Source organism: Desulfolithobacter dissulfuricans (genome assembly GCF_025998535.1).
Lineage (GTDB): Bacteria > Desulfobacterota > Desulfobulbia > Desulfobulbales > Desulfobulbaceae > Desulfolithobacter > Desulfolithobacter dissulfuricans.
Window position 1 is genome coordinate 1385133 of record NZ_AP024233.1, and the last position, 23508, is coordinate 1408640.

General features: G+C 52.9%; 20 protein-coding genes and 1 pseudogene. 10 read left to right on the top strand and 11 right to left on the bottom strand.

Translation table 11 applies throughout. The features are described from left to right. Nucleotides 1-48: 48 nt before the first annotated feature. Together istB (GF1_RS06160) and istA (GF1_RS06165) are read right to left on the bottom strand one after the other, a co-directional pair. Nucleotides 49-882 carry an IS21-like element helper ATPase IstB gene (gene istB, locus GF1_RS06160; protein ID WP_267928756.1) on the bottom strand — a complete coding sequence of 278 codons (834 nt, stop codon included), beginning with the start codon at nucleotides 880-882 and terminating at the stop codon, nucleotides 49-51. Then, on the bottom strand, nucleotides 879-2369 hold the full coding sequence (istA, locus tag GF1_RS06165; protein ID WP_267928757.1) for an IS21 family transposase: 1491 nt from the start codon (nucleotides 2367-2369) through the stop codon (nucleotides 879-881). Before istA (GF1_RS06165) ends, istB (GF1_RS06160) begins: the two co-directional genes overlap by 4 nt. 140 nt (nucleotides 2370-2509) lie before the next feature. Here istA (GF1_RS06165) and GF1_RS06170 point away from each other — a divergent pair, with 140 nt between their 5' ends. The 3 genes from GF1_RS06170 (at nucleotide 2510) to GF1_RS06180 (ending at nucleotide 5383) form a co-directional block, all read left to right on the top strand. Then, nucleotides 2510-2764 carry a histidine kinase dimerization/phospho-acceptor domain-containing protein gene (locus GF1_RS06170; RefSeq protein WP_267929111.1) on the top strand — a complete coding sequence of 85 codons (255 nt, stop codon included), beginning with the start codon at nucleotides 2510-2512 and terminating at the stop codon, nucleotides 2762-2764. 171 nt (nucleotides 2765-2935) lie between these two features. Then, nucleotides 2936-4279, top strand: coding sequence for a transposase (locus GF1_RS06175; RefSeq protein ID WP_267928758.1), 1344 nt, complete (start codon nucleotides 2936-2938; stop codon nucleotides 4277-4279). Between the two features lie 225 nt (nucleotides 4280-4504). Then, the gene (locus tag GF1_RS06180; RefSeq protein ID WP_267928759.1) at nucleotides 4505-5383 is read left to right on the top strand and encodes a response regulator; all 879 of its coding nucleotides are present in this window, start codon (nucleotides 4505-4507) and stop codon (nucleotides 5381-5383) included. A gap of 1025 nt (nucleotides 5384-6408) precedes the next feature. Here GF1_RS06180 and GF1_RS06185 read toward each other — a convergent pair. Continuing rightward, entirely contained in the window at nucleotides 6409-6606 is a 198-nt protein-coding gene (locus tag GF1_RS06185; protein ID WP_267929163.1) for a hypothetical protein, read from the bottom strand. Between GF1_RS06185 and GF1_RS06190 the strand changes: the two genes are divergently transcribed. The 4 genes from GF1_RS06190 (at nucleotide 6538) to GF1_RS06205 (ending at nucleotide 10255) form a co-directional block, all read left to right on the top strand. Beyond that, nucleotides 6538-7323, top strand: coding sequence for an ISL3 family transposase (locus GF1_RS06190; protein ID WP_267929112.1), 786 nt, complete (start codon nucleotides 6538-6540; stop codon nucleotides 7321-7323). The two genes, GF1_RS06185 and GF1_RS06190, sit on opposite strands and share 69 nt — an antisense overlap. A 125-nt stretch (nucleotides 7324-7448) precedes the next feature. Then, a complete protein-coding gene (locus tag GF1_RS06195) occupies nucleotides 7449-9161 on the top strand; it encodes an IS1634 family transposase (protein WP_435051694.1) in 1713 nt (570 codons plus the stop codon). Between the two features lie 39 nt (nucleotides 9162-9200). Beyond that, nucleotides 9201-9578 carry a transposase gene (locus GF1_RS06200; RefSeq protein WP_267928760.1) on the top strand — a complete coding sequence of 126 codons (378 nt, stop codon included), beginning with the start codon at nucleotides 9201-9203 and terminating at the stop codon, nucleotides 9576-9578. 224 nt (nucleotides 9579-9802) lie between these two features. Continuing rightward, complete coding sequence (locus tag GF1_RS06205; protein ID WP_267928761.1) at nucleotides 9803-10255, top strand: hypothetical protein; 453 nt, start codon at nucleotides 9803-9805, stop codon at nucleotides 10253-10255. Between the two features lie 66 nt (nucleotides 10256-10321). Here GF1_RS06205 and istB (GF1_RS06210) read toward each other — a convergent pair whose 3' ends face one another. Together istB (GF1_RS06210) and istA (GF1_RS06215) are read right to left on the bottom strand one after the other, a co-directional pair. Continuing rightward, nucleotides 10322-11107 carry an IS21-like element helper ATPase IstB gene (istB, locus tag GF1_RS06210; RefSeq protein WP_267926634.1) on the bottom strand — a complete coding sequence of 262 codons (786 nt, stop codon included), beginning with the start codon at nucleotides 11105-11107 and terminating at the stop codon, nucleotides 10322-10324. Beyond that, entirely contained in the window at nucleotides 11086-12642 is a 1557-nt protein-coding gene (istA, locus tag GF1_RS06215) for an IS21 family transposase (RefSeq protein ID WP_267928762.1), read from the bottom strand. The genes istB (GF1_RS06210) and istA (GF1_RS06215) overlap by 22 nt, the downstream gene beginning before the upstream one ends. A gap of 941 nt (nucleotides 12643-13583) precedes the next feature. Between istA (GF1_RS06215) and ltrA the strand changes: the two genes are divergently transcribed. After that, entirely contained in the window at nucleotides 13584-14927 is a 1344-nt protein-coding gene (gene ltrA / locus GF1_RS06220; RefSeq protein WP_267926035.1) for a group II intron reverse transcriptase/maturase, read from the top strand. A 153-nt stretch (nucleotides 14928-15080) separates the two neighbouring features. On the opposite strand, the pseudogene GF1_RS16580 reads toward ltrA, so the two are convergent. Both GF1_RS16580 and GF1_RS06235 read right to left on the bottom strand, forming a co-directional pair. Then, nucleotides 15081-16780, bottom strand: a pseudogene (locus GF1_RS16580) (IS1634 family transposase). Nucleotides 16781-17496: 716 nt separating this feature from the next. After that, nucleotides 17497-18330: a sulfotransferase family protein gene (locus tag GF1_RS06235; RefSeq protein ID WP_267928765.1), complete on the bottom strand. Its 834-nt coding sequence runs from the start codon at nucleotides 18328-18330 to the stop codon at nucleotides 17497-17499. Between the two features lie 224 nt (nucleotides 18331-18554). Between GF1_RS06235 and istA (GF1_RS06240) the strand changes: the two genes are divergently transcribed. Next, nucleotides 18555-20039, top strand: coding sequence for an IS21 family transposase (gene istA / locus GF1_RS06240; RefSeq protein WP_267926246.1), 1485 nt, complete (start codon nucleotides 18555-18557; stop codon nucleotides 20037-20039). Further along, nucleotides 20026-20766, top strand: a complete 741-nt coding sequence (istB, locus tag GF1_RS06245; RefSeq protein ID WP_267926245.1) for an IS21-like element helper ATPase IstB — start codon at nucleotides 20026-20028, stop codon at nucleotides 20764-20766. Before istA (GF1_RS06240) ends, istB (GF1_RS06245) begins: the two co-directional genes overlap by 14 nt. On the opposite strand, the gene GF1_RS06250 is transcribed toward istB (GF1_RS06245), so the two are convergent. From GF1_RS06250 to GF1_RS06265, 4 genes are all read right to left on the bottom strand, one after another. Then, on the bottom strand, nucleotides 20736-20888 hold the full coding sequence (locus GF1_RS06250) for a hypothetical protein (protein ID WP_267926244.1): 153 nt from the start codon (nucleotides 20886-20888) through the stop codon (nucleotides 20736-20738). The two genes, istB (GF1_RS06245) and GF1_RS06250, sit on opposite strands and share 31 nt — an antisense overlap. Nucleotides 20889-20943: 55 nt before the next feature. Beyond that, entirely contained in the window at nucleotides 20944-21222 is a 279-nt protein-coding gene (locus tag GF1_RS06255) for a hypothetical protein (protein WP_267928766.1), read from the bottom strand. An 817-nt stretch (nucleotides 21223-22039) separates the two neighbouring features. Continuing rightward, complete coding sequence (locus GF1_RS06260; RefSeq protein WP_267928767.1) at nucleotides 22040-22729, bottom strand: hypothetical protein; 690 nt, start codon at nucleotides 22727-22729, stop codon at nucleotides 22040-22042. Further along, a complete protein-coding gene (locus tag GF1_RS06265; RefSeq protein WP_267928768.1) occupies nucleotides 22726-23496 on the bottom strand; it encodes a hypothetical protein in 771 nt (256 codons plus the stop codon). The genes GF1_RS06260 and GF1_RS06265 overlap by 4 nt, the downstream gene beginning before the upstream one ends. Nucleotides 23497-23508 lie beyond the last annotated feature (12 nt).

Here is a 23508-nt window from a genome sequence, read left to right on the forward strand (position 1 = left end):
CGACCGGAATTACTGGCCAGGCTTGGTGGCCGCAGTTTACGCTATTCGTTACCTTGTCACGGATACCGGCTGATCAGTTCCCTGCCCCTGTCGTGGCTGTTCGCAGCTCTGGGAAATTTCTGAACCGTTTGAACGACGGTCGGCAAGGCTTTGTCTCAGGCGGTAGCTCTCCCAGTTACAGTTGATGATTCTGGCCTTGTGGGTCAGCCGGTCCAGCAGGGCCGCGGTCATGGCCTGGTCCCCAAAGACCTGGGTCCAGTCGGCAAAGCCAAGGTTGCTGGTGATCATCACCGAGCCCTTTTCATGGCGCTCGGCCAGAACCTGAAAGAGCAGTTCCGCTCCTTCTTTGGAAAAAGGGATATACCCCAACTCGTCAAGGATCAGGAGGTCGTAACGGCTGTACCGTTTCAGCAACCGCTGCAGATCACGATCCTCCCGGGCCTCGATCAGCTCGTTGACCAGGCCGTAGCAGGTCACAAAACGGGTTCGGTAATTGTTCTTGCAGGCCTCCAGGCCAAGCGCCGTGGCCATATGGGTCTTGCCGGTACCGCTTGGGCCAAGAAAAATCACATTCCTATGTTCCCGGATGTACTCGCAGGTCGTCAGTTCCCTGAACATCCTGATATCCAGCTCCGGCACGGCCGACAGGTCAAAGGTCTCCAGGGGCTTGAGCAGCGGGAACCGGGCCTCGCGGATTCTCCGTTTCAAACGGTTGGCCGCCCGTGACGCGATCTCCAGACGGGTCAGATCGATGAGCAGCTCGTCATACCCCATGCCGGAGTCCCGGGCCTGCCGGAGAGTGGTTTCCAGTTCCCGGACCATGGCCGACAGTTTCAGATCTTTCAGGTTCGCCTTGAGCTCAAACAGGCCAGTTTCGTTCATTGCACACCTCCCAACTGGCCATATTGACGGATGTCGGCAGGGGCTATGGTCTCCCAGCCATCCAGGGGAGCTGTCTCCACCCGGGGTTCGTTGGCATAAATGAGCACATGGCGGACTCCTTCACTCGAGCTGATCCCCTGTTCCACGGCCAGTTCCACGGCCGCCTCGACCTCGGTGGCCGTATATCGGCGATGCAGCATCAGCACCGATAGAAAATCCTTGATCCCCCGGGTCTCCCCCTGGGCCTGCTGAAATCGTTCCAGAAGACTCTCGTAGCAGGCGGGCCACCTAGACCGCCACTGGCGAATGGGACGGGCGCTGTCAAAGGCCATGGGACGCTGCCGGAGCAGGTCCAGGTAATGGTCGGGATCCAGCTGCCACTTATTGTTGCCAAATACCCGCTCATGTTCGGCAACCTTTTGGCTCCTCAGGTAAATGGATACTCTGTCCACGCCAAGCAGGATGCTGACCTGATGCCCGACCAGGCTGGTCGGGACCGAATAGCGGTTCTTGTCGACAATCACGGTCCCAAACTTGTCCACCTTTCCGCTTGTGGATAACTGGTTGCTGTATACCTGGGCAGGCAGGGTAAGAAGCCGCTCCTTCTCCATGGCATGGAGCTCATTCACGGTGTGCTCCCGGCCTGATATGATATGTCCACCATAGGCCTGGCACCGTTTGAGGAGATTCCTGTTGAGTTCTTCCAGGCTGTCAACAACCGGGATGGGAACCAGGTAGTTGCGCCGGGAAAAACCCACCAGACCTTCGACGCCGCCCTTCTCATTGCCCGCGGCCGGATTGGTGAAGCGTGCCTCGAAGTTGTGGTAGCTCCGAAATTTGACAAACGACTCCTGCTCGATGCGGTTACGCCCCTGCAGGACCTTGCGCACAGCCGTGGTCAGGTTGTCATAGATCAGGACAGGGAAAATACCCCCGAAAAACTGAAAACCATGCTGGTGGGCATCGAAAAAAGCCTGCTGACGTTCACATGGATAGGCGCGGACAAAGTGTTTGCCCGAGTACCTGGACCGCATGCAGAACAGCTTAATCGTCTGCCTCTTCCCGCCAAGCACCACCGTGGCCGTGCCCCAGTCAACTTCAGCCTCCAGCCCGGCTTCAGGATCACAGGGGATAAAGGCCCCGGGGACGTTCAGCCCCAGCCGGGCTTTTGCAATCCTCACATAGCGACGGACTGTCGACTCACCTCCGCTATAGCCATATTCCTCGACAAGACGGTGGTAAATCCGACGGGAGGTATGTCGCTGCTTCTTCGGAACAGCCCTGTCACCTTCCAGCCAACCGTCTATCACCTCAAGATACCTCCCTAATACAGGATACGGCTGATTCTTCCGTTCACTGTAGCCCCAAGGTTCTCCCCGAAGCGCTTTCTTCACTGTATTGCGGGAATGTCCGGTCATCCTCGACAACTCACTGATGTTCTTGCCATACACTCGATGGGCCGTCCGTATGAACTCGTACTGATCCATGCTGAGCAACTCCTCTCCTCCCTGGTTATGGTTTTTCCTCCTACCATAACACACGGAAATTCTGCGCTCAGGGTGGTCAATTTTCCGTTAGCACAACACCTCTTTTCTGGTCAATTTTAGGTTAGCACAACCACGGAGGTATCGCTCATGATTTTAATAATCTTTTGACAGTTATAAATGGATATGCCGAGATGGCATTAATGCGGATCGATGAAAACAATCCACTGTATAATGCTGTTACGTCGATACGGCAAGCCGGAAAAAAAGCTGAAAATTTAACCAGTCAATTGTTGGCATTCAGCCGAAAACAAATATATAAGCCTGAAGTACTGAATATTAATAATGCTATTAAATCATTGGACAATATGCTGCCAGCAATTCCCGGAGGACGCTGAATCCCTGATATAATGCAATTTGTCAAAAGTCCTTTCGTAAACTTTATGCAAATTTTTACGGTGAATGTTAAATTTTTCTTGACATATCAATGAGTTAGCGATTTCCGCCTTTTTGTAAGAAAAACAATAACTTACAAGGAGGCGACCATGTCGAACCAAATCAGAACAATCGTGAAAGCAAGCATCAGACAAGCCGCACATATCGAGCAGATCAGGTTGCGCAAGGACCTGAATGCGGATGCTCTGTTTGCAACAATGCGCTCTGGATTTGAAAAAATCAAGGACCATCGTCCAGGTCAGGTCAAGCATACGCTGGCCGATACGCTCATGTCGGCTTTTGCCATGTTTTCCCTGAAAGATCCGTCGTTGCTGGCTTTTGATTGCCGACGGCTCGACGACCCCGATAATCTGAAGACCATCTACGGCATGGCTACGATTCCCAGCGACACATCCATGCGTGAGATTCTCGACCCGGTTGACCCTACTCTCCTCAGACCGCTGTTCAAGGACGCCTTTCGTCCGTTACAGCGAGGCAAGGTGCTGGAGAAGATGGTCTTCATGGAAGAGGGATACTTGCTCAACCTGGACGGTACCGGTTATTTTTCTTCCAGTAAGCTGTATTCTCCGGCCTGCCTGGAAAAGAAGAGCCGCAGTGGTAAAATAACCTACCATTTACAAGCGGTTGGCGCAGCCGTTGTTCATCCTGGATTCCGGGAGATGATCCCTCTTTGTCCGGAGATCATCAGGAAGCAGGACGGCACCACCAAACAGGATTGTGAACGAAACGCCGTCAGAAGGATGCTGGTCAAACTGCGCCAGGATCATCCTCACCTGAAGTTCATCGTCAACGAGGATTCCCTGGCCTCCAACGCACCGCATATCAGAGACCTGCGGGAACTGGGTTTCCGTTACATCCTGGGTGTCAAAGAGGGGGACCATAAGTTTCTCTTTGAATACGTTGATCAGGCCGTGGAGGACGGTCAGGCAGTGGAGTTGGTTCTTCCCGATACAAAGAAAGAGGAGATATCCCACTGTTTCCGCATTGTCTACCATGCTCCGCTCAATAAGGGCAACCAGGACATCCGGGTCACCTTTGTCGAGTATTGGGAGGATAATCCCAAGAGAAAGAAGCCGTTGCGCTTCAGCTGGATAACCGATCTGTCCGTAACACCGGACAATGTGTACCAGTTCATGCGTGGTGCCCGGGCCCGGTGGAAGATAGAGAATGAGACCTTCAACACCTTGAAGAACCAGGGGTACCAGTTTGGCCATAATTTTGGCCTTGGCAAACAGCACTTGAGTGAGGTGTTTGTACACCTTATGATGCTGGCCTTTCTGGTGGATCAGATTCAGCAGCTATGCTGCCCATTGTTTAAAGCAGCCCGTAAGCTGTATCGCACCAATCGATCCTTCTGGGAAAAGGTTCGATACCATTTCTACGGTTATGTTCTCAAAACCATGGAGGAATTGTATTATACCCTGTTACTGGCACGCCGACGTAACCTTACCTCATAGACGGGAGAGGTTATATCGCTATTTCAAAGATCAGGCCTTCCGGTTGAAAAATAACAACCGGGGGCGGATGGACACGTCTGTCCAAAAAACGGAATTTTTACCTTCCGGCAGGCAAAATACTGCAAATATGTCGACAGGAAGAGCTGGTTTTACCTCTCGGCTTGTTTCCTCGACTGAAAAATCAACTCTTCGGCGGTCGATTGTGACCTTCCGGGAATAGCTGATATGCTGCGTAGGTTGATATGGGAAGATATTAGCATCAAGACTATCTTAGCTGAAGATCTTCCGAATATCAAAGCTGATAAATCTCAAATAGATCAAATATTAATTAATCTGGTGCTAAATGCACGTGATGCACTTGGTGCTGTTTTAGAGCCAAATTTTAAGAAAAAAATAATAATTGAAACTGGAAATGTTATACTTGATAATGAAGATGTCTCAAGTCATTCCGGAGGTAAAAAAGGCCAGCATGTTTTTTTTGCTGTTTCCGATAACGGAATTGGTATGACCAAAGAAACAAAGAGACAAATATTTGAACCGTTTTTCACAGCGAAAGAAAAAGGTACTGGCTTAGGCTTGTCGATGGTATATGGAATCGTCAAGCAAAATAATGGCAGCATCTACGTCTATACCGAGCCAGACGAAGGGACGATGTTTAAAATATATTGGCCTGTATGCAACGAGGAAGTTTCTCTTGAAAAAAATATTCATGAAGAAACTGTAAAATTGTCAAGCAATGAAACTATTTTATTAGTTGAAGATGACGAAAATGTTCGTAACTTTGCAAGTGTAACGCTGGAATCTTTAGGCTACAAAGTTTACCAGGCATCAAATGGCAGAATTGCTTTAGATTTAATACATTCAGGTGAATGTAAGTTTGACCTGATTTTAACAGATTTAATCATGCCAGAAATGAACGGCAAGGAGCTTGTGGAACAAGTTAAAAAAATATTACCTGAATCTAAAGTGATTTACGTATCAGGATATACTGATAATCACATTGTGCACAACGGATTATTGGAGGAAGGTGTAAAATTTCTCCATAAACCATATTCTGTAGATTCACTTGCAAAAATTATCAGGCAAGTGTTGGATCAAAAATAGATCTTTTATCTGTACCAGCATCTGACTGTGGTAAGGTTGCTGATGCAAAGATAAAGAAGAACCAAGAGACAGGAGTATGTCTGTCCCTTTCTTCTCCTCAACACGTAAACAATCCAATCACTTGGCAGTAGCGGAGAAAAATTGCCATTTGCTGTCCCACAACCAGGCCGGTTCTGGCCGGTTACCTGTACAAAGGCGAGATTATATTGACGTGCGTGTTCCGTACGCGGATGATTGTCCCTGGCCAACTCTTCGAATGTTGGAATTAAATTCGTCTGGTGAGGCTACTCCTGAAATCCTTTCTGCACTTCCCCTTGTTCTCCATCCAACTGATTGCCTACCAGTTATTTTCATTTATGAATCTTGTACTTGCTGATCTGCAATAAAAACTTCCTTTTGTAACCATTTTGTTACCTTTAGTGTGTTATCAATAATAAAGGACTGCAGTATGGAACCATAAGTTGTGAAATCAACTGGTTGCTTATCAATGAAATAGTCTGAGAGGGTTACGGTAATACTGGATGACCCGGTATTCTAGCGGAGATCTGAACGTGTTTTCATAATGGTTGGGGCCATATCGTTAGGGTATTTTGGCTTCAGGCTGTATGAGCTTGGCATTGGAAAGGGGCAGAGCAATCACAAAGTTCAATCATATTTTCTTAAATTGGTCCTTTCCGGTCAGGTCCGGCTGGGGGCATATCTTCTCGACAAGGACGGCAACACGCATGGCGAAGGATTTTATCCGACCTTTGCCCAGCCAGACGGGGAGACCCAGATGCATGTTGCCTGGGAGAGAAGTCGGTCTCGCTACCTCTTTATCGGTGCTTCCGAAAATTCAGTGGGTAAATCCCCTGGTTTCATTTCCTCAACCACCCCTTCAGGTTGATTGTGAGGGTAGTTGAGGGAATGAAACCAGTTCCCACCTGGCTCCTGGTAGCGATTTTCAGGCTATCACGCTACATTTACCTCCAAACCATGAATTCCGGAGGAGTGATATGCGTGATATTGACCTGTACTATCATCTGTTAGGCCTGGAAAAGCCATGGTCTGTTGCCCGTGTTGAACTTGATCCTGGTTCCCAGAGGGTAGATATCTGGGTTGACCATCCCCGGGGCGAGAAATGGCCCTGCCCGGAATGTGGAAAGCCCGGAAACCTGCATGACCATGCCGAAGAAAGAACGTGGCGCCATCTGGACAGCTGCCAGTTTCAGACCTTTCTTCATGCAAGACCACCACGGATGAAGTGTTCCAGGCATGGTGTGCGCCGTGTACGGCTGCCATGGGCCGAACCACATGCCAGGTTCACCCTGCTGTTTGAAGGGTTTGCTATCGATGTCCTGCTGCACACCTCTATACAGGCGGCCAGGCGTATCCTGAGGGTCAGCTGGGATGAGGCGTACCATCTCATGGAACGCGCCGTGACCAGGGGACTCAGACGAAAGGGGTGCAAGACCATTCCTGTTATCGGGGTTGACGAGAAGTCGGTCGGCAAGGGCCAGCGGAACTACGTCACCGTGGTCAGTGACCTTGGCCGCAGCACGGTGGAAGAGGTTATCGTTGGCCGGAGCAGCAGGAGCCTGGAAACATATTTTCAGCAGCTGACGCCACAGCAGCGGGATACCATTGAAGCTGTCTCCATGGACATGTCCAGTGCCTATATCTCGGCGGTGGAGAAAACGTGGCCGGAGGACGGGAGGGACAAGATCGTTTTTGACCGTTTTCACGTGATGAAACAGCTTGGTGATGCAGTGGACAAGGTGCGAAGACAGGAGCACAAGGCCCTGCTTCGGGCAGGCAGCAGCCTGCTCACCGGAACCAGATATATCTGGCTCTATGCCAGGGAGAACCTGCCTGAAAAGTACTGGAACAGGTTCTTCCGTCTGACAGGAGTTTATAGGGATTCACCATTTTTAACAAAAAAACTTCAAGAATTCAGCTAGTTGCTTTCACAAAACATGTAAGACCCTACACGCCTCCCAAGATTTCATCCCAAAAAAATATAGAAAAACAAGATAATGGGCGTTTTTCGCTTGCACATGTAAGACCCTACTGATATCTTGTGGATATGGCACACCTGCATAAAAAGATGAAAAAGGGAAGGCCCTACTATTATGTCCGGGAGATCGCGCGGGTCGACGGCAAACCCAAGGTCATCAATCAGATATACCTGGGGTCACCTGAACGTATTCTCGAGATGGCACAGGGCGGCAACAGCATGCCCAAAAAAATCCAGGCGCAAGCCTTTGGTGCACTCTGGCTCGCGAATCTCGTTGAAAAGGAAATAGACCTTGCCGGTCTGATTGACGGGATCGTGGCTGAAGAAAAAGATAATGCGCCATCTGTGGGCGAATATTTTCTCTATGCCGTCTATAACCGGATGATCCAGGCCTGTTCGAAACGGGCAATGCCGGGATGGTATAAGGCCACTGCCATCCAGCATATTCGCCCTGTTCAGATTGACGAGCTCAACTCACAGATGTTCTGGTTCAAATGGAATCAGGTTGGAGAGCGGCAACTGCAGCAGATCGCGAAGGATTTTCTTCGGCGCATCTCCAGGATAGAGTCCTCGTCTTCAGACTGCTTCATGTTTGACACAACCAATTACTACACCTTTATGGCCACAGATACCGAGTCGGTACTGGCCCAGAGGGGGAAAAGCAAGGAAGGGCGCAACTGGTTACGCCAGATAGGCGTTGCTCTTCTTGTCAGTCGGGATAAACGAATCCCGCTCTATTACAGGGAATACGAAGGCAATCGGCACGACTCAAAAATGTTTCTTCAGACCATGGAGGATATGTTCAGGGTCATGCGCGACTCTGCTGGGGAAGATGGTGCCTTGACCGTTGTCTTTGACAAGGGAATGAACAGTGAGGATAATATCGCCGCCATCGATGCCAGGGAAGGTGTCAACTTTATCACCACATATTCAACCCATTATGCTGACCATCTTGTCCATGTCGATCTGGACAGATTCAAGCCTGTTGATACTCGGAAAAACCGGAAACTTGCTCAAAAGGGCAGAGAAGATGACCGGTTGCTGGCCTGGCGGACTCAAGGTGAATACTGGGGGCGGAAGCGCACAGTGGTGGTTACATACAATCCACTGACGGCCGCAAAACAGCGTTACGCCTTTGAAAAAAAGATGCTTCGCCTTCAGGATACCCTGTTTGAATTTCAATCCAGGGTCAACAGGCAGGCCCCGTACTGGCGTAAGCAATCAGTTGTTCTCAAGCGGTACATGGACATCTGCTCGGAGTTGCACATCCCGTCAGACCTGTACAAGGTTGAATTTTATGTTACAGACAAGCGGCTCAGAATGAATTTTCGAAAGAACCATTACCGGATTGGGCGCTATATTGACCGGTTTGGCAAGAATATCATCATTACCAATATAACCGACTGGTCAACCGATGAAATCGTCCAGGCAAGCCTGGACCGCTGGACTGTTGAGGATGCTTTCCGGCTGACAAAAGATGAGTCACAGGTGGCGCTCAGGCCGGTACGTCATTGGACTGACAGCAAGATCAGGTGCCACATCTTCACCTGCATAGCAGCCCTGGCACTCCTGCGCATCATCGAATTAAGGCTCAGGAAGGCAGGTGTTAACATGACAGCCAAGGCAGCTATGCGCCATATGGGCAATTTGCACTCCTGCCTTCTGTGGTTACCCGGAAAAAGGAAAGCCGTACGTATGCTGGAAGAACCGGACGAGGCTCAGGCTGATATTATGCGGGCATTTGGATGGAAAATAGCCGGTGGGGTCTTACAGGAAATATAGATTTATCACTCTGGAATACCGTCATTTTAATGAAAAAGTATGGAGGATTCTATAAACTCCTGTCTGAAGGATGCTGATCTGAAAACAGCGCGAGCCTGGGCCCTCAAGGAGAACATTCGAAAATTGTGGGATTATAAATGTTCGCATTGGGCCTGGCACCACTGGAAGCGATGGTTTTTCTGGGCAACCCACAGCCGTCTTGAACCTGTGAGAAAAGCGGCCTATACCCTGAAGAACCATCTGTATGGAATCATGAATTATTTTAAACATCGCATTACCAATGGTGCCGCCGAGGGAATCAACTCCCGGATCGCAACCCTGCTGAAAACAGCCTGTGGTTTTCGGAACAAGGCCCGCCTGAGGATTGCTATCCTCTTTCACTTTGGCGGCCTCGAAATGTATCCCGTTACCCACTGAAAACCCGGAAGGACCTCTTTATCTGGATGTATGAATCGTACAAAAGCGAATCCTATAGTCGGCCCGGGTGTGTACAAGGAGGTGATCAGGGGGAAGGGGAGTTGTTTTTCCGAGGACGCGGGCGGATACCACTTCGCCGTGTCGTCCAGAAACTTGGCTGGGGCACGTTAGGTAACTTATTCATACACTGACAACCAGTTGGTTTATCTGATGGGGGTGCTGGAATGGCTGGAACGATAGTTGGTATTGCAATCGCCGGATCAAACGACCGCTGTTATGCCTGGTACCGGGACGGGACCGTCAGCTCAGGGGCCAGTTCGGACCTGGACAGATACGCCAAGCCGTACGAATACGCGATCCGCTTGCTCCTGACAAGCGGCGAGCTACGGAAAATTCTCAAGAACAGCCTAGGAGACAACCTCAACAAAACATGCCGCTTTCTCTTTGCAGATGGCACGTATTATTGCAGCCCGCGCAGTGACATCGACAGGCTGGTACGCGACAGCAGTATCGACAGGACTAGGTGGATAACGGAAAAACATGACTGTGACGATTTTGCCCTGTCGCTCAAGTACGATTTTGTCCGGGACGCCTACCTGGACGGTAAAAGAAGGTATCCCCACAGCCTGGGGATCCTCTGGGGCAGGGCCCTGAAGGAAGTGTTAATGATCACCTAATGGAGCCATCCATGATCGGGTTAATGAGGCCACTTTCAGGTGGTCATTTTGGGCTCTCGAACGTGGTTAATTTTTAGACGATTTTTCTGTTTTTTCCACCTCCTTTTTTTGGGGTTTTGGCAGTGGTTTTGTGGTCCGGTAACTTTTGCCATCGAGGACCACGCAATAGGCGCCATGGCGTATGCGGTCGATGGTGGCTGCACCCAGCAGTTTGTTGGGAAAGGCGTCACGCCATTCGGACAGATCCAGGTTACTGGTGATGATGGTCGAACGTCGTTCATACCGTTCGCCGATCAGGTCGTGGATATCCTCGTCCTGGGGTGTGCGGAGAGGCTTGAGTCCAAAATCGTCGATGATCAGCAGGTCGACCTTGGCCAGGGTATTCAGGCGCCGGTCGTAAGTGTTGGTGGCCCGGGCGGCCTGGAGCTGACCGAGCAGTTTTGTCTGGGTCGTGAAGACAACATCACGACCCAGCCGGATGGCGCAATGGCCGAGTGCCTGGGCGATGTGACTCTTTCCGGTGCCGCAGGGGCCCACGATCAGGACACAGGCCTTTTCCTCCATGAAACGGCAGGTGGCCAAGTCCATTACCTGGGCCTTGTTGATGGCGGGATTGAAGGAAAAGTCGAAATCCTCCAGGGTTTTCTGATTGCGGAACCCGGCACGCCTGATCCGCATGTCGAATTTTCGTTGCGTACGGCGCGCCACCTCGTCCTGGATAAGGAGGGCGAGGAAGTCGGTATAGGCCATTTTTTCATCGATCGCCTGCCGGTTCCGGATCTCCAGGGAATCCATGATCCCGGAGAGGCGCAGCTGCTTGAGCATGGGGATCAGTTCGGGCATGGGATGCATATCGAGTCCTCCTTGGACGAAGAGGTTGTGACCACTCTCGAGCATGTTCTTTGAAAACGTCCTTTGCCGGTATAGGTTGCCGGCAGGGGTGTGGGAACGGGATCGTCGGGCAGTTGATCGAGCCCCTTTGCCAGGATGGTCTTGACCGTGATGTACTTTGGACTGTCAAAGAAAAGAGCACGCCGACAGGCGGCTTCCAGGCGGACCTGACCATACTTCCCGGCAAGGCCGATGACTCCCTGGGCAGCCCTGAGATTGTCCAGGACTCGGTGAGCGAAAAGAGACTCGATGAGACGTAAACAGTTGGGGCCTGTTACACCAGCCTGCCTGAGGCACCATTGCGGGTCACGCATCAGGTAGGCCACGGCATCGGGCGGCAGGTGACCGATGATGGTCGATTTCTCGCCGGGCCTGTGTTTCCGGGGATGAACCGCCACCAGTTCGTGATCGTGAAAGATCTTGACGGTCGTTTCCGTGGCCTTGACCCAGAGCTGTTTGCGGACCAGCCTGTAGGGTGCCGAGTAAAAGCATTTTTCAAATTGCAGATGACAGTTGCCATGCAGCTTGTGTGCAGACCAGACCGCCAGCTCCGGCACCTTGGCCGGCAGGGGCTTGAGCAGGTGTTTTTCCGCTTCTGCAAAGAGGGAAAGCGGCTTCTGTCTGGTAGTGCCATGGACACGGTTGCCGGCGCTCTCCATGATCCATTTGCGCAGTTGGCGGTTGGCATCACCAAGGCTTCTGAATCGGCGTAAAGGCAGGAAGCTGCGCTTGATATACTTGACTCCGGCCTCGACCCTGCCTTTTTTCCTTGGCTCGTTGGGCGGACAGGGCGAGACCAGGAAACCATAGCCTTCGGCCAGTTCAGCATAGGAACGCTGGATCCTGGGATCCCGCCAGCATGCCCTGGTGATGGCGGACTTCAGGTTGTCGACCACCACCTTTTTCGGGATACCGCCGAAGAATTCAAAGGCCCGTCGGTGACAGCCAAGCCAGGTGTGTATTTTTTGGTCCCTGACGATCTCGGCATACTGATGCCGGCTGAAGGCCAGGGTCATGACAAAGAACCAGGTGGAAAACACCTCGCCGGTGGTCGTATCCGTGATTTTCGGCCCCTTGCCGAAGTCGACCTGGGCCACCTCGCCCGGCTTGAAGTCGAGCATGACCGTGGCCTCTGGCGAGTCATTCTTCAGTTGCTGCAGGTACCGGCGTACCGCTGAATAACTGCCGGAAAAACCATGATCGCGTACCAGTGCCTGATGGATGGTGGTGCCAGAGATTCCCTGCCTGTGCCAGGACTTGATCTTCTCGTGGTAGGGCGCCAGAATGGAACCTGAAGCAGGGCGCCGGGGACGCTTGAGAACTGCAGCCAGGGTGTGGTCATCCGGCAAAGGCCTCTTTGGGGAGAGCCAGCCCTTTTCCGTTGCGATACGACGGAATTCCGAAGCTTTGGCTCGTCCCATGAGACCGGCTTTGGCAATCTGGCGATCCGACTGGCCGGAGCGCATGTAGGCAAGGATCTGACGGTATTGGAACATCTCGAACCTCCTGTTGGCCATTGGTACACCTCCCTGGAAACGATTGTGCTCTGTTCCACGGAGATATACCAGATTGTCAGGGAGTCCGAGAACCGGTTACGACCGGTAAAGTGGCTCGATTAACCTGATCACCGGCTGGCTCGATTATGATGATCACGGGGTGGCTCAATTAGCGTGATCATCAGGTGGCTCCATTACGGCGATCATCGGGTGGCCCGATTAAGGTGATCATGAAGTGGCTCTATATGGAGTGTCATTAACAGGAAGGCCACCATGCTATCAATGTTGCCGTAACCGACCAGAAGGAAGTGCTGTTCATCGAGCCGCAAAATGACAGACAGGAGTTTATAGAATCCTCCATACTTTTTCATTAAAATGACGGTATTCCAGAGTGATAAATCTATATTTCCTGTAAGACCCCGTGTGCCAGGCGAAGCTCTGGCGAATCTGGTGGCTGCGATGCCACCCGCGGTAATTGCCTGTTCACCGCGAAATCGCCGACCCGGCGTGTAGGGGTAACCCGAATCGTCAAGCAGGGTCGGAAAAGGCCGTAAGGTCAGATAGAGTATAGGCCGTAACATCTGTGAACTCGATTCGGCCTCGTTACACATTTGGCGGCGGCGACCCTCCGAGGTCATGGGGAAGCCAGTCATTGACGCGATGAGACAACAGGAGCGTTGCGTTGGGCCGCCCGGGGTGTTTGGAGATGGCATGTACTCAAGGGAGCGCCAGGGAACCTGGGAGACCCGGCGGGACGGGCAGGGCAGCAGATAGCCCGAGTCCAAACGCTGGAGGGGAATGCATAACCCTCTGTGCGGTCCCGGCCGGGAGTCGGACCTGCCCATAGTAGTGTTGAAGCGGGGTAACTCCCGTGGAGCGAAGGGGCAGGACTTTGATCGTGTTTCTGACAATGGAGGAAGTCCCGCTTGGAGTACACATGTTTGTCTCCCACTACGGATAAACGGGCAGGGCAGGAGTTCGGCCTGAGCCCGAAGGTCTCCCTCTTGCGAAAGAAACTGGGCCACAAGGCCAAGCAGGAACCGGAGTTTCGATTCTATGCCCTGTACGACCGGGTGTATCGCCTAGATGTACTGCAAAGTGCCTGGAACCGGGTTTACGCCAATCGAGGCGCTGCCGGGGTGGATGGAGTAAGCCTTGCGTCCATCAAGGAGAGTTCGGAAGGTGTAGCAGGCCTGCTGCAAACAATACAGCAGGAATTGAAGGATAAGACCTACCGGCCCATGCCGGTAAAACGGGTCTATATCCCAAAGGCGAATGGAAAGATGCGTCCGCTGGGTATCCCGACCGTCAAGGATCGGGTTGTACAGATGGCGGTCCTGTTGATCCTGGAGCCGATTTTCGAGGCAGACTTTGAGGACTGCTCGTACGGATTCCGCCCGGGCCTTAAGGCCCATGATGCTCTCGCCGCGATTCGGCAGGCGCTCAAGGCGGGATTTACTGAAGTCCTGGATGCGGATCTGAGCAGCTACTTTGACACGATTGACCATGGCAAACTGATGCAATGCCTGGAGCGTCGAATAGCTGACCGATCCGTTTTGAAGCTGATCAGGATGTGGTTGAAAAGCGATATCGTTGAAGAGGATGGGCAGGGCGGTCGCAAGATCACTCGCTCCCGCAAGGGTACGCCACAGGGTGGAGTCATCTCGCCTCTGCTGGCCAACATCTTTCTCCATGAATTCGACCAACGCTTTCACAGCCCGGAAGGTCCCCGCAATTTTGCCAACGCAAGGCTGGTACGATATGCCGACGACTGGGTTATCATGGCTCGGTACATCGGACCTCGCATTCACGCCTTTGTTGACAAGACGCTGGGGGAACTCGACCTGATCCTGAATCGGAACAAGACAACCATAGTTAACTTGAAAGATCCCGGCAGTAGTTTTGATTTCCTTGGATTTACGTTCCGCTTTGATCGCAGTCTGTACGGAGCGGGTCGGTATTTGAACATTGTCCCTTCTGCCAAGAGCCTGAAACGGGCGCGGGAGAGGATACATGCTCTGACGATTCGCAGGATTCAAGAGCCGGTAGAAAAAGTAATTGATCAGGTCAATCGATTTCTGATTGGCTGGGGCAACTACTTTTCCTTCGGATACCCGAAGGTGTCGTTCAAGAAGATTGATTGGTACGTGCAGACCCGGTTCAGTCGCTTTATGAGGACACGGAGCCACCGGCACTGCCGGCACCTTGATGGACCGTCGTTGTACAAGGCGCTTATGTCCAAGGGGCTGGTCTATCTGCATAAAAGAGCCGTCAACTCCCTGTGAATGCCTTGAGGCGAGAGATCATCGGAGAGCCGGATGCGGTAAAACCGCACGTCCGGTTCGACGAGGGGGCGCTGTCCGCAATGAGACCTCCTCTGATATGTAGTAGCCGCGTGCGGCAGGGCATAGTCGTTGAAGATCATTGTTGACAGCGCTCTACTCTACACCGGCTATTTTCCATCCAAATGCCCGCATAATATCAGCCTGAGCCTCGTCCGGTTCTTCCAGCATACGTACGGCTTTCCTTTTTCCGGGTAACCACAGAAGGCAGGAGTGCAAATTGCCCATATGGCGCATAGCTGCCTTGGCTGTCATGTTAACACCTGCCTTCCTGAGCCTTAATTCGATGATGCGCAGGAGTGCCAGGGCTGCTATGCAGGTGAAGATGTGGCACCTGATCTTGCTGTCAGTCCAATGACGTACCGGCCTGAGCGCCACCTGTGACTCATCTTTTGTCAGCCGGAAAGCATCCTCAACAGTCCAGCGGTCCAGGCTTGCCTGGACGATTTCATCGGTTGACCAGTCGGTTATATTGGTAATGATGATATTCTTGCCAAACCGGTCAATATAGCGCCCAATCCGGTAATGGTTCTTTCGAAAATTCATTCTGAGCCGCTTGTCTGTAACATAAAATTCAACCTTGTACAGGTCTGACGGGATGTGCAACTCCGAGCAGATGTCCATGTACCGCTTGAGAACAACTGATTGCTTACGCCAGTACGGGGCCTGCCTGTTGACCCTGGATTGAAATTCAAACAGGGTATCCTGAAGGCGAAGCATCTTTTTTTCAAAGGCGTAACGCTGTTTTGCGGCCGTCAGTGGATTGTATGTAACCACCACTGTGCGCTTCCGCCCCAGTATTCACCTTGAGTCCGCCAGGCCAGCAACCGGTCATCTTCTCTGCCCTTTTGAGCAAGTTTCCGGTTTTTCCGAGTATCAACAGGCTTGAATCTGTCCAGATCGACATGGACAAGATGGTCAGCATAATGGGTTGAATATGTGGTGATAAAGTTGACACCTTCCCTGGCATCGATGGCGGCGATATTATCCTCACTGTTCATTCCCTTGTCAAAGACAACGGTCAAGGCACCATCTTCCCCAGCAGAGTCGCGCATGACCCTGAACATATCCTCCATGGTCTGAAGAAACATTTTTGAGTCGTGCCGATTGCCTTCGTATTCCCTGTAATAGAGCGGGATTCGTTTATCCCGACTGACAAGAAGAGCAACGCCTATCTGGCGTAACCAGTTGCGCCCTTCCTTGCTTTTCCCCCTCTGGGCCAGTACCGACTCGGTATCTGTGGCCATAAAGGTGTAGTAATTGGTTGTGTCAAACATGAAGCAGTCTGAAGACGAGGACTCTATCCTGGAGATGCGCCGAAGAAAATCCTTCGCGATCTGCTGCAGTTGCCGCTCTCCAACCTGATTCCATTTGAACCAGAACATCTGTGAGTTGAGCTCGTCAATCTGAACAGGGCGAATATGCTGGATGGCAGTGGCCTTATACCATCCCGGCATTGCCCGTTTCGAACAGGCCTGGATCATCCGGTTATAGACGGCATAGAGAAAATATTCGCCCACAGATGGCGCATTATCTTTTTCTTCAGCCACGATCCCGTCAATCAGACCGGCAAGGTCTATTTCCTTTTCAACGAGATTCGCGAGCCAGAGTGCACCAAAGGCTTGCGCCTGGATTTTTTTGGGCATGCTGTTGCCGCCCTGTGCCATCTCGAGAATACGTTCAGGTGACCCCAGGTATATCTGATTGATGACCTTGGGTTTGCCGTCGACCCGCGCGATCTCCCGGACATAATAGTAGGGCCTTCCCTTTTTCATCTTTTTATGCAGGTGTGCCATATCCACAAGATATCAGTAGGGTCTTACATGTGCAAGCGAAAAACGCCCATTATCTTGTTTTTCTATATTTTTTTGGGATGAAATCTTGGGAGGCGTGTAGGGTCTTACATGTTTTGTGAAAGCAACTAGCTGAATTCTTGAAGTTTTTTTGTTAAAAATGGTGAATCCCTATAAACTCCTGACAGAATCTTCCGCCCCAGGAAGGAGGATAAACAGATCTATTTCATTTATTTTTAAGGAGTGAAACTGACTGTTATGCGCAGGCGTTCGCTGTTCCTTGCCCGTCGGGACCATGGTCGCTCCCGGGGTGTCTCTCTTCAGCTGCCTGTGGGGTTGTTGAGACGTGTTTTCATCCCGGGAAGGCAGGATTGACAGCCGGGAACGGTGCCTGCCGCGAGGACGCCCTGGAAAGACTGCACCCCCTGTGCGAGGCAGCGCATTTTTCTGCTTGAGTGCAACTATCGCCAGGAGCATTGGAAGGATACAGAACTTTTTTCCAGTCGAGGACAGGGAAAAAACAGCTCATAACGAGCCGTTGAAAAACGTAGCGAGCGGAAGATGAATGAGGTGAAACAGCGCAGTGTACGTGGTGCCCATGGGCATTTCGGAATCTCGCAAGCTCGCTTACCTGAGTCAAATCTCGACGCGGTCGGTATCAGCTTCGGGTGCAGTAGTTTTTCGACAGCCTGACAAGGTTGTCTGCAACCTATGGAAGCCTAACGGACCTGATCAAGGTATTGAGCGTATTTTTTCCAGTGATCAAGCGAGGATCTGTAAATTGGTCTCCGTACCTGGCTAGCACTTAATGTCGTAACGGTACGTTTGTTTTTTTCGAAAGACAAACAGGCATCGTTCCATTCAAGTTCACAAAATTCTATTATTTTTCTTGTTTCATCTTCCTGGTTCAATACGATATCTTCGTAGTTTATATCAAGTATCCTTTCCTTGAAAAGGATATTCCAATATTGCATAAGTAAATAGTATGAATCATAATATTCGCTAAGTTCGTGAAGATTGTATGCGTATTCGTTTCCATTGGTAAAGTATTGTTGATAGCAGCTGAAAATCGTAGCCATCTTGTTTCTGTTTACATGTATTATTTTTGCGTTTTTGAATAAAAGGCATATCCATCCTACATGGAGGAAATTCGCAGGCATTTTATCCGTTACTCGCCGTCTGTTTCCAGGTAACATTTTTAAATAGTTTTCTGCGCATCTGATACGTATATTTTTATTCACAGCCGAAAGTCTTTTGCCCATGGGGGCTGCCATGTTGACATAAGAAAAAGCCGGGATCACTGCTTTGTTCAAGGCATATAGTTCACCTCCAGCAACAACATCAGGATGTGATGAAATTATTTGTTCAATCAATGTTGTTCCACTGCGTGGCATACCAATAATGAATATCGGTTTCCTTGTTTCATGTCCTGATGATTCAGTCCCGGAAAATTCGAATTCTGAAAAGACCTCCATTATCCTGACAATATCTTTTTTGATAGTTGATGGATTATACTCAATAGTTTTTCTTTTTAATTCATTACCTGTCTGCAATATATCGAATGCTTTTTCATACTCTTCTCTTCTGTCATAATGTCAATGGCCAAGTATATTGACCCACATAAGGCCAACAATTTTGACCCATTTCGAGGCTGAAACGGCAGCCGTTTGGCTGTATCCTCTCTCCTTTTCCCAACCATACAAACCGGGAGGAGGCAACCTTGAAGGGGTGGAACATGATACACAAAATCAAAGCGTTACATAGCAATGGGTCGGGGATGTCCATCCGTGGCATTGCGCGACGGCTGGGGATCTCCCGCAACACGGTCCGGAAGTACCTGGCCATGTCCGAAGAGGAGATCCAGGCCCGGCAGAGCAACCGTGAGAGGCGCAAGCTCCTCGATCCCCACCGGGCCTACATCCGGCATCTCATGGAGTCGTTTCCCGGCTTGAGCGCGGTGAAGATCCACCGCAAACTTAAGGAGAAACACCCTGACCTGCCGGTGTCGATCCGGACGGTGCGAAGATACGTGGCCCGGCTCAAGCAGACCTCCACGCTCAAGCAGGAGCGCTATTACGAGCCGGTTCTGGACATGGTCCCCGGGGTCCAATGCCAGGTGGACCCCGGGGAGTTGCGGGGAGTCCTGGTGGCCTGCCAGCCGACGACCGTCTACTTCGTGGTCTTTGTCCTCTCCTATTCGAGGCTGATGTACGTGGGGCTTTCTCCCCGGCCTATCGACACCGGCACGTTCATCCGCATGCACGACGCAGCGTTTCGGTACTTCGGCGGTCGGCCCGAGGAGTGCGTCTACGACCAGACCAGGCTGGTGGTGATCAAGGAACGCTACCGGGAGCTGACCCTCAACGAGCAGTTCCATGGCTATGCCACCGTAGCCGGTTTCCGGATCCGGGCCTGCGAGGGATACGACCCCGAGAGCAAGGGCAAGGTGGAAGCCGGGGTCCGGTACGTAAAGGGTAATGGACTGGCCGGGGAGCATTTCGACTCCTGGGCCGACCTGGAAGCCTATATGGCCGAATGGCTCGACGCCACGGCCAACGCCAGAAAGCACGGCAGCACTGGCGAGTCACCGCGGCAGCGCTACGAGCGGGACGAACGGCGCCACATGCGGCCCTACCTCACCCCGAGCATCGACTTCACCCCCGCCTGCCGGGAGACCCGCAAGGCGGACAAGACCGGGCTCGTCTCCTGGAAGAGCAACCGTTACTCGGTGCCCATGCGTTACCAGCGCGCCACGGTGGGGGTGCGCGAGGAGCAGGACTTCCTGGTGTTCCTGGACCTGGAGACCGGCGAGGAGATCACGCGGCACGCCCTGTGTCACGGCCGGGGCCAGGTGATCAAGAAGAAGTCCCACTACCGGGACAAGGCCCGGCGGATCGCCGACTGCGAGGCGGAGATCCAGCGCCGCCTGGGCGACGACGGCATCCGCATGAGCGCCCTGCTCAAGAAGGGCGCGCCGGACATCTACAAGGACCAGCTGACCGGCCTGATCCGCCTGCTGGACCGCCACGGGATCCCGGCCCCCCTGCTGGCGCATCTCCTCGACCAGCCGCGCCTGACCACCTCCCGCATCGAGGACTACCTGGAGGCGTACCGGAAGCGCCCGGACCTGCTCGACGAACTGCGGACAGGCCAGGAGCCCCGGGAGCGGCCGGCAGCCGCGGCCGACAGCGCCACCAGGGCCATGCTGCGCCCATACGCCGCTATCTGCGAGACAGGGGAGGTGAGCGATGCCGTCCATTGAGACCACCGTTGCCAAGTTCCGCGGCCTGCGCTGTACCAGCATCGCCGCCGGCCTCCCGGACCTGCTCGCCGCCGCCGAGACCAACGAGGTCTCATACCTGGAGTTCGCCGACATGCTGGTGGAGCACGAGCGCCGGCAGCGCAACCACAAGCGCATCCTCCGCAACCGCAAGGCGGCGGGCTTCCCCACAATCAAGCGGCTGGAGGAGTTCGACTACAGATACCAGACCACCATCACCAAGCGCCAGGTCAACGCCCTGCTCGATTTCTCCTTCATCGACAACCGCGAGAACCTGATCTTCATCGGCCCCCCGGGCGTGGGCAAGACCCACCTGGCCATCGGCATCGGCCACAAGGCCGTCGAGGCCGGCTACAAGGTCCTCTTCACCCGGGCCGCCGAACTGGTGGAGTCGCTCGACCTGGCCCTGGCCAAGGGCGAGCTCAAGGCCAGGATAACGGCCCTGGCCAAGAACGACCTCCTGATCATCGACGAGCTCGGCTACCTGCCCATGAACAAAACCGCGCTCTACAACCTCTTCCAACTCGTCAACAGCCTGTACGAGTACCGCTCCATCGTCGTCACCACCAACAAGGAGTTCACCGCCTGGGGCGACTTCTTCCACGACGACAACGTGGCGGTGCCCATCATCGACCGCCTGGTCCACCACTCCCGCGTCTTCATGCTCGGCGGCGAGAGCTACAGGCTGCGCCAGAAGCTGACAGGGTGACCGCCATGCAGGAGCGTCACGACAACGCATATCGCCTCCGTGGTCTCGACCTGGAACTCTCCCAGCCCGCTCTCCTTGCGGGCACCGGACAGGCTCTTGGCCAGGGGCCTCGGGTGGGTCAATTTTTTTGTCCGGGTGGGTCAATTTTGTCGTCCGGTAGTGGGTCAGTTTTTTTGGCTATTGACAGTCATAAGCACGGGCCAGAGCAAATGCCATTATTATTTTGTCCTGCAGGGTGTTTGCCGTGGAAAAAACTTTTTCCATTCTGGCAAGTTCCATATCTGAGATGTTCAAATCAGGCAAGTCTGAACGTTCATAATAAGTTGCAGCAAGAAAAGGATTTATTTTCAGTGACTTATTGTAGAGCTCATGGGCTTTTCTATATAAACCTTTCTGTTTGGCCTTGGTTGCCTGCTGGCACAATCTATAGGCAGGAGACTGTTTTTTTTTCTTCATTTTTTTCGTCCTGGTTCAGTGGGCGTCTGAGATCCGGCAGCAACTCCCGACATGACCAACAAGCCGACATAAGGTGGTGCACAGGAGGCCCTTTTTGAAAACTTTCAGTTCAGCGTAGAACCCCTTGTCCTGCAGCCGAAGTATGAGTCCACAAGCGTCGCACTGCACCGATTTATTGCTGCAACCAGAGCGGGTTATTCTCCTAAACGGCAACAGAAGCAGGTAGTGAGTCCCTCTCGCACGTTAGCATAAACGATATGGATCCGCCAGTATCACATTGTTTTTGTGTCCAAGTATCGTTTCATGGCGCCTGCATGTAATGTCCCGGGAGAGGTGGAAATCAGTATTCGAGCCATCACCGAGCAGCAGGGTAGCTGGACAATCGAACTGGATACTTGCAGCGTCCAGCCGCGCCAATACCTGATCCACGAGGTGGTCGAGATCTCGGGACCGGGGTTGTCGACACCTGGCAAAAGCTGCGTAGAAAACCGGCTGACAGGGATGTCAAAGGCAGTGTTTCCCGTGAGGGCAAGGCCGGCGATAAAGAGTTTTTGATATCTCCCTCGAAAAAACGTCCCATCCGGAAGACTGCGTGACACCGCTCGGTCCGTTATCAGTTAGTGACATATTCAAAGACCTTCGCGGAGGTTGCAGCTTCCAGGACGGATTGTACGATGCATCGAGCTTGGGCTGAGCTCTTTATATGTATGCGAATGGAAGCCTGACGTTACCAGGGATTTATAAAAAATGGTTTGCCACGTCGAACTGTGCTTGACAGGCTTTCTCATGGAGGCGGATGTCACGAGGGAGGTTCGGCTTACCAGAGCAGGTCTCTCAGGCGCATGCTCTGCAGTACCCGGCTGTCCACGACAATGGCCAGGAGCTCCATGATTTCTCCCAGCCGTTCTATTTCCGCCCTGGACACTTTTGTCGCTCCGGCACGTTGCAACAGCTCCTCCGGGTCCATTTTCAGCAGTGTATACAGCCGATCCCTGTCCAGGGCGGTGGAGGGAAAATAGACCATGTCACTCTGCAGCAGCCTGGCCTTGCCATGGAGCTCCCAGAGTTTTACCGAGCGTCGTTGCCGGGCCAGGGCGCTGAGTTGGTTGGTGGATATTGCCGCCAGCTGGCCGATGGTTTCCAGGCCGTGGTGTTTGAAAAATGCGGACCAGTCCCTGTTCACCCCCTTGATATCTGTAATGGAATGATCCTTGAAAATATCGAGCAGAGTGCGGACGGCCGGTTCTTCGGGTAAAGGTTCTCCCTGGAGGCGGGCCTGGACCAGAGGATCCATTTCCATTTCCACCACCCAGCCATCTGCCAGAAAGGGATAACGGTCTGTCAGCACCGAATCCTCGCCTTCCGGCTGGCCGAACCGGATCCGGACCCGGTCCACCCTAATCAGTGGCGCGTCATGGCGCATCAGGGCGAGAGAGCGGGATATCTCGCGCACCAGGACGGCGGCAAAGTCCCCCAGCGACTCCGGTATGGTCTCTATCTGGCTCATGTAACGGTTTTGAAGGTTATTTCCACTTCACCATACACATTGGCCTTGACCTGGGAACTCTGGGGCGAGCGGTCGTCGGCCTGTTTCACCAGCACCTTGACCCCCGGCAGGATGCGGGCCCGGGGCAGGGTAAAGACACTCCGGCTCCCGAACTTCGGCAGCACCCCCGCCGTGGCCGCGCGGATGTCTGTGGCTGCCAACCCCGTACCGCCCGTTTCTCCCGTTGTCGAGCCCTGGCTGGTGGTCAGATGGAAGGTGAGCTTGCCGTTCACCCGCCCGGAATCTACCACCACCCGCGGCAGACCGCGGGACAAAAGTTGCTTGACCACCGCCAGATGCCTGGCGGCCAGCAGGCTGCGGACCTTCCCGTGCACCTTGTTCACCGCCGACTGGCCAAGAACCAGCCGGTCCTCCTTTTTTTTCAGGTCGTCCTCCTCCAGCCTCAGGCCAAGCACTTCGTAGAGGGGCGGATCCTCGGACCGGTCAACACCCGGAGGATGGTAGGGCGCGCCGGGATAGACGGCGCTTTCCCTCTCCCTCTCATCCGGGTGGGGAGGAAAGAGGTCCGCCAGCTCGGCCGCCACATCTTCGTCGCTCACATGCTGTCGTCCATATTCCTCCTCGCTCAGCGAAGCAGCGGCATACATTTCGGCATACCGCTGCTCCTGGTCGACCTGACTGGTCACCACCGAATCAAACACCTCGGACATCAGGCGGGCGATGAATTCGGCAAAACCAACTTCAACCGGGCTGTCCACTTCGGCCATGGATCTGCTCCC

Excerpts from the sequence above, each read along its gene's own strand:
- istB (WP_267928756.1), bottom strand. The coding sequence starts at position 882 with ATGAACGAAACTGGCCTGTTTGAGCTCAAGGCGAACCTGAAAGATCTG.
- istA (WP_267928757.1), bottom strand. The coding sequence starts at position 2,369 with ATGGATCAGTACGAGTTCATACGGACGGCCCATCGAGTGTATGGCAAG.
- GF1_RS06180 (WP_267928759.1), top strand. The coding sequence starts at position 4,505 with ATGCTGCGTAGGTTGATATGGGAAGATATTAGCATCAAGACTATCTTA.
- GF1_RS06185 (WP_267929163.1), bottom strand. The coding sequence starts at position 6,606 with ATGAAGAAAGGTCTGAAACTGGCAGCTGTCCAGATGGCGCCACGTTCT.
- GF1_RS06195 (WP_435051694.1), top strand. The coding sequence starts at position 7,449 with ATGGCACACCTGCATAAAAAGATGAAAAAGGGAAGGCCCTACTATTAT.
- GF1_RS06200 (WP_267928760.1), top strand. The coding sequence starts at position 9,201 with ATGGAGGATTCTATAAACTCCTGTCTGAAGGATGCTGATCTGAAAACA.
- GF1_RS06205 (WP_267928761.1), top strand. The coding sequence starts at position 9,803 with ATGGCTGGAACGATAGTTGGTATTGCAATCGCCGGATCAAACGACCGC.
- istB (WP_267926634.1), bottom strand. The coding sequence starts at position 11,107 with ATGCATCCCATGCCCGAACTGATCCCCATGCTCAAGCAGCTGCGCCTC.
- istA (WP_267928762.1), bottom strand. The coding sequence starts at position 12,642 with ATGTTCCAATACCGTCAGATCCTTGCCTACATGCGCTCCGGCCAGTCG.
- istA (WP_267926246.1), top strand. The coding sequence starts at position 18,555 with ATGTCCATCCGTGGCATTGCGCGACGGCTGGGGATCTCCCGCAACACG.
- istB (WP_267926245.1), top strand. The coding sequence starts at position 20,026 with ATGCCGTCCATTGAGACCACCGTTGCCAAGTTCCGCGGCCTGCGCTGT.
- GF1_RS06255 (WP_267928766.1), bottom strand. The coding sequence starts at position 21,222 with ATGAAGAAAAAAAAACAGTCTCCTGCCTATAGATTGTGCCAGCAGGCA.
- GF1_RS06260 (WP_267928767.1), bottom strand. The coding sequence starts at position 22,729 with ATGAGCCAGATAGAGACCATACCGGAGTCGCTGGGGGACTTTGCCGCC.
- GF1_RS06265 (WP_267928768.1), bottom strand. The coding sequence starts at position 23,496 with ATGGCCGAAGTGGACAGCCCGGTTGAAGTTGGTTTTGCCGAATTCATC.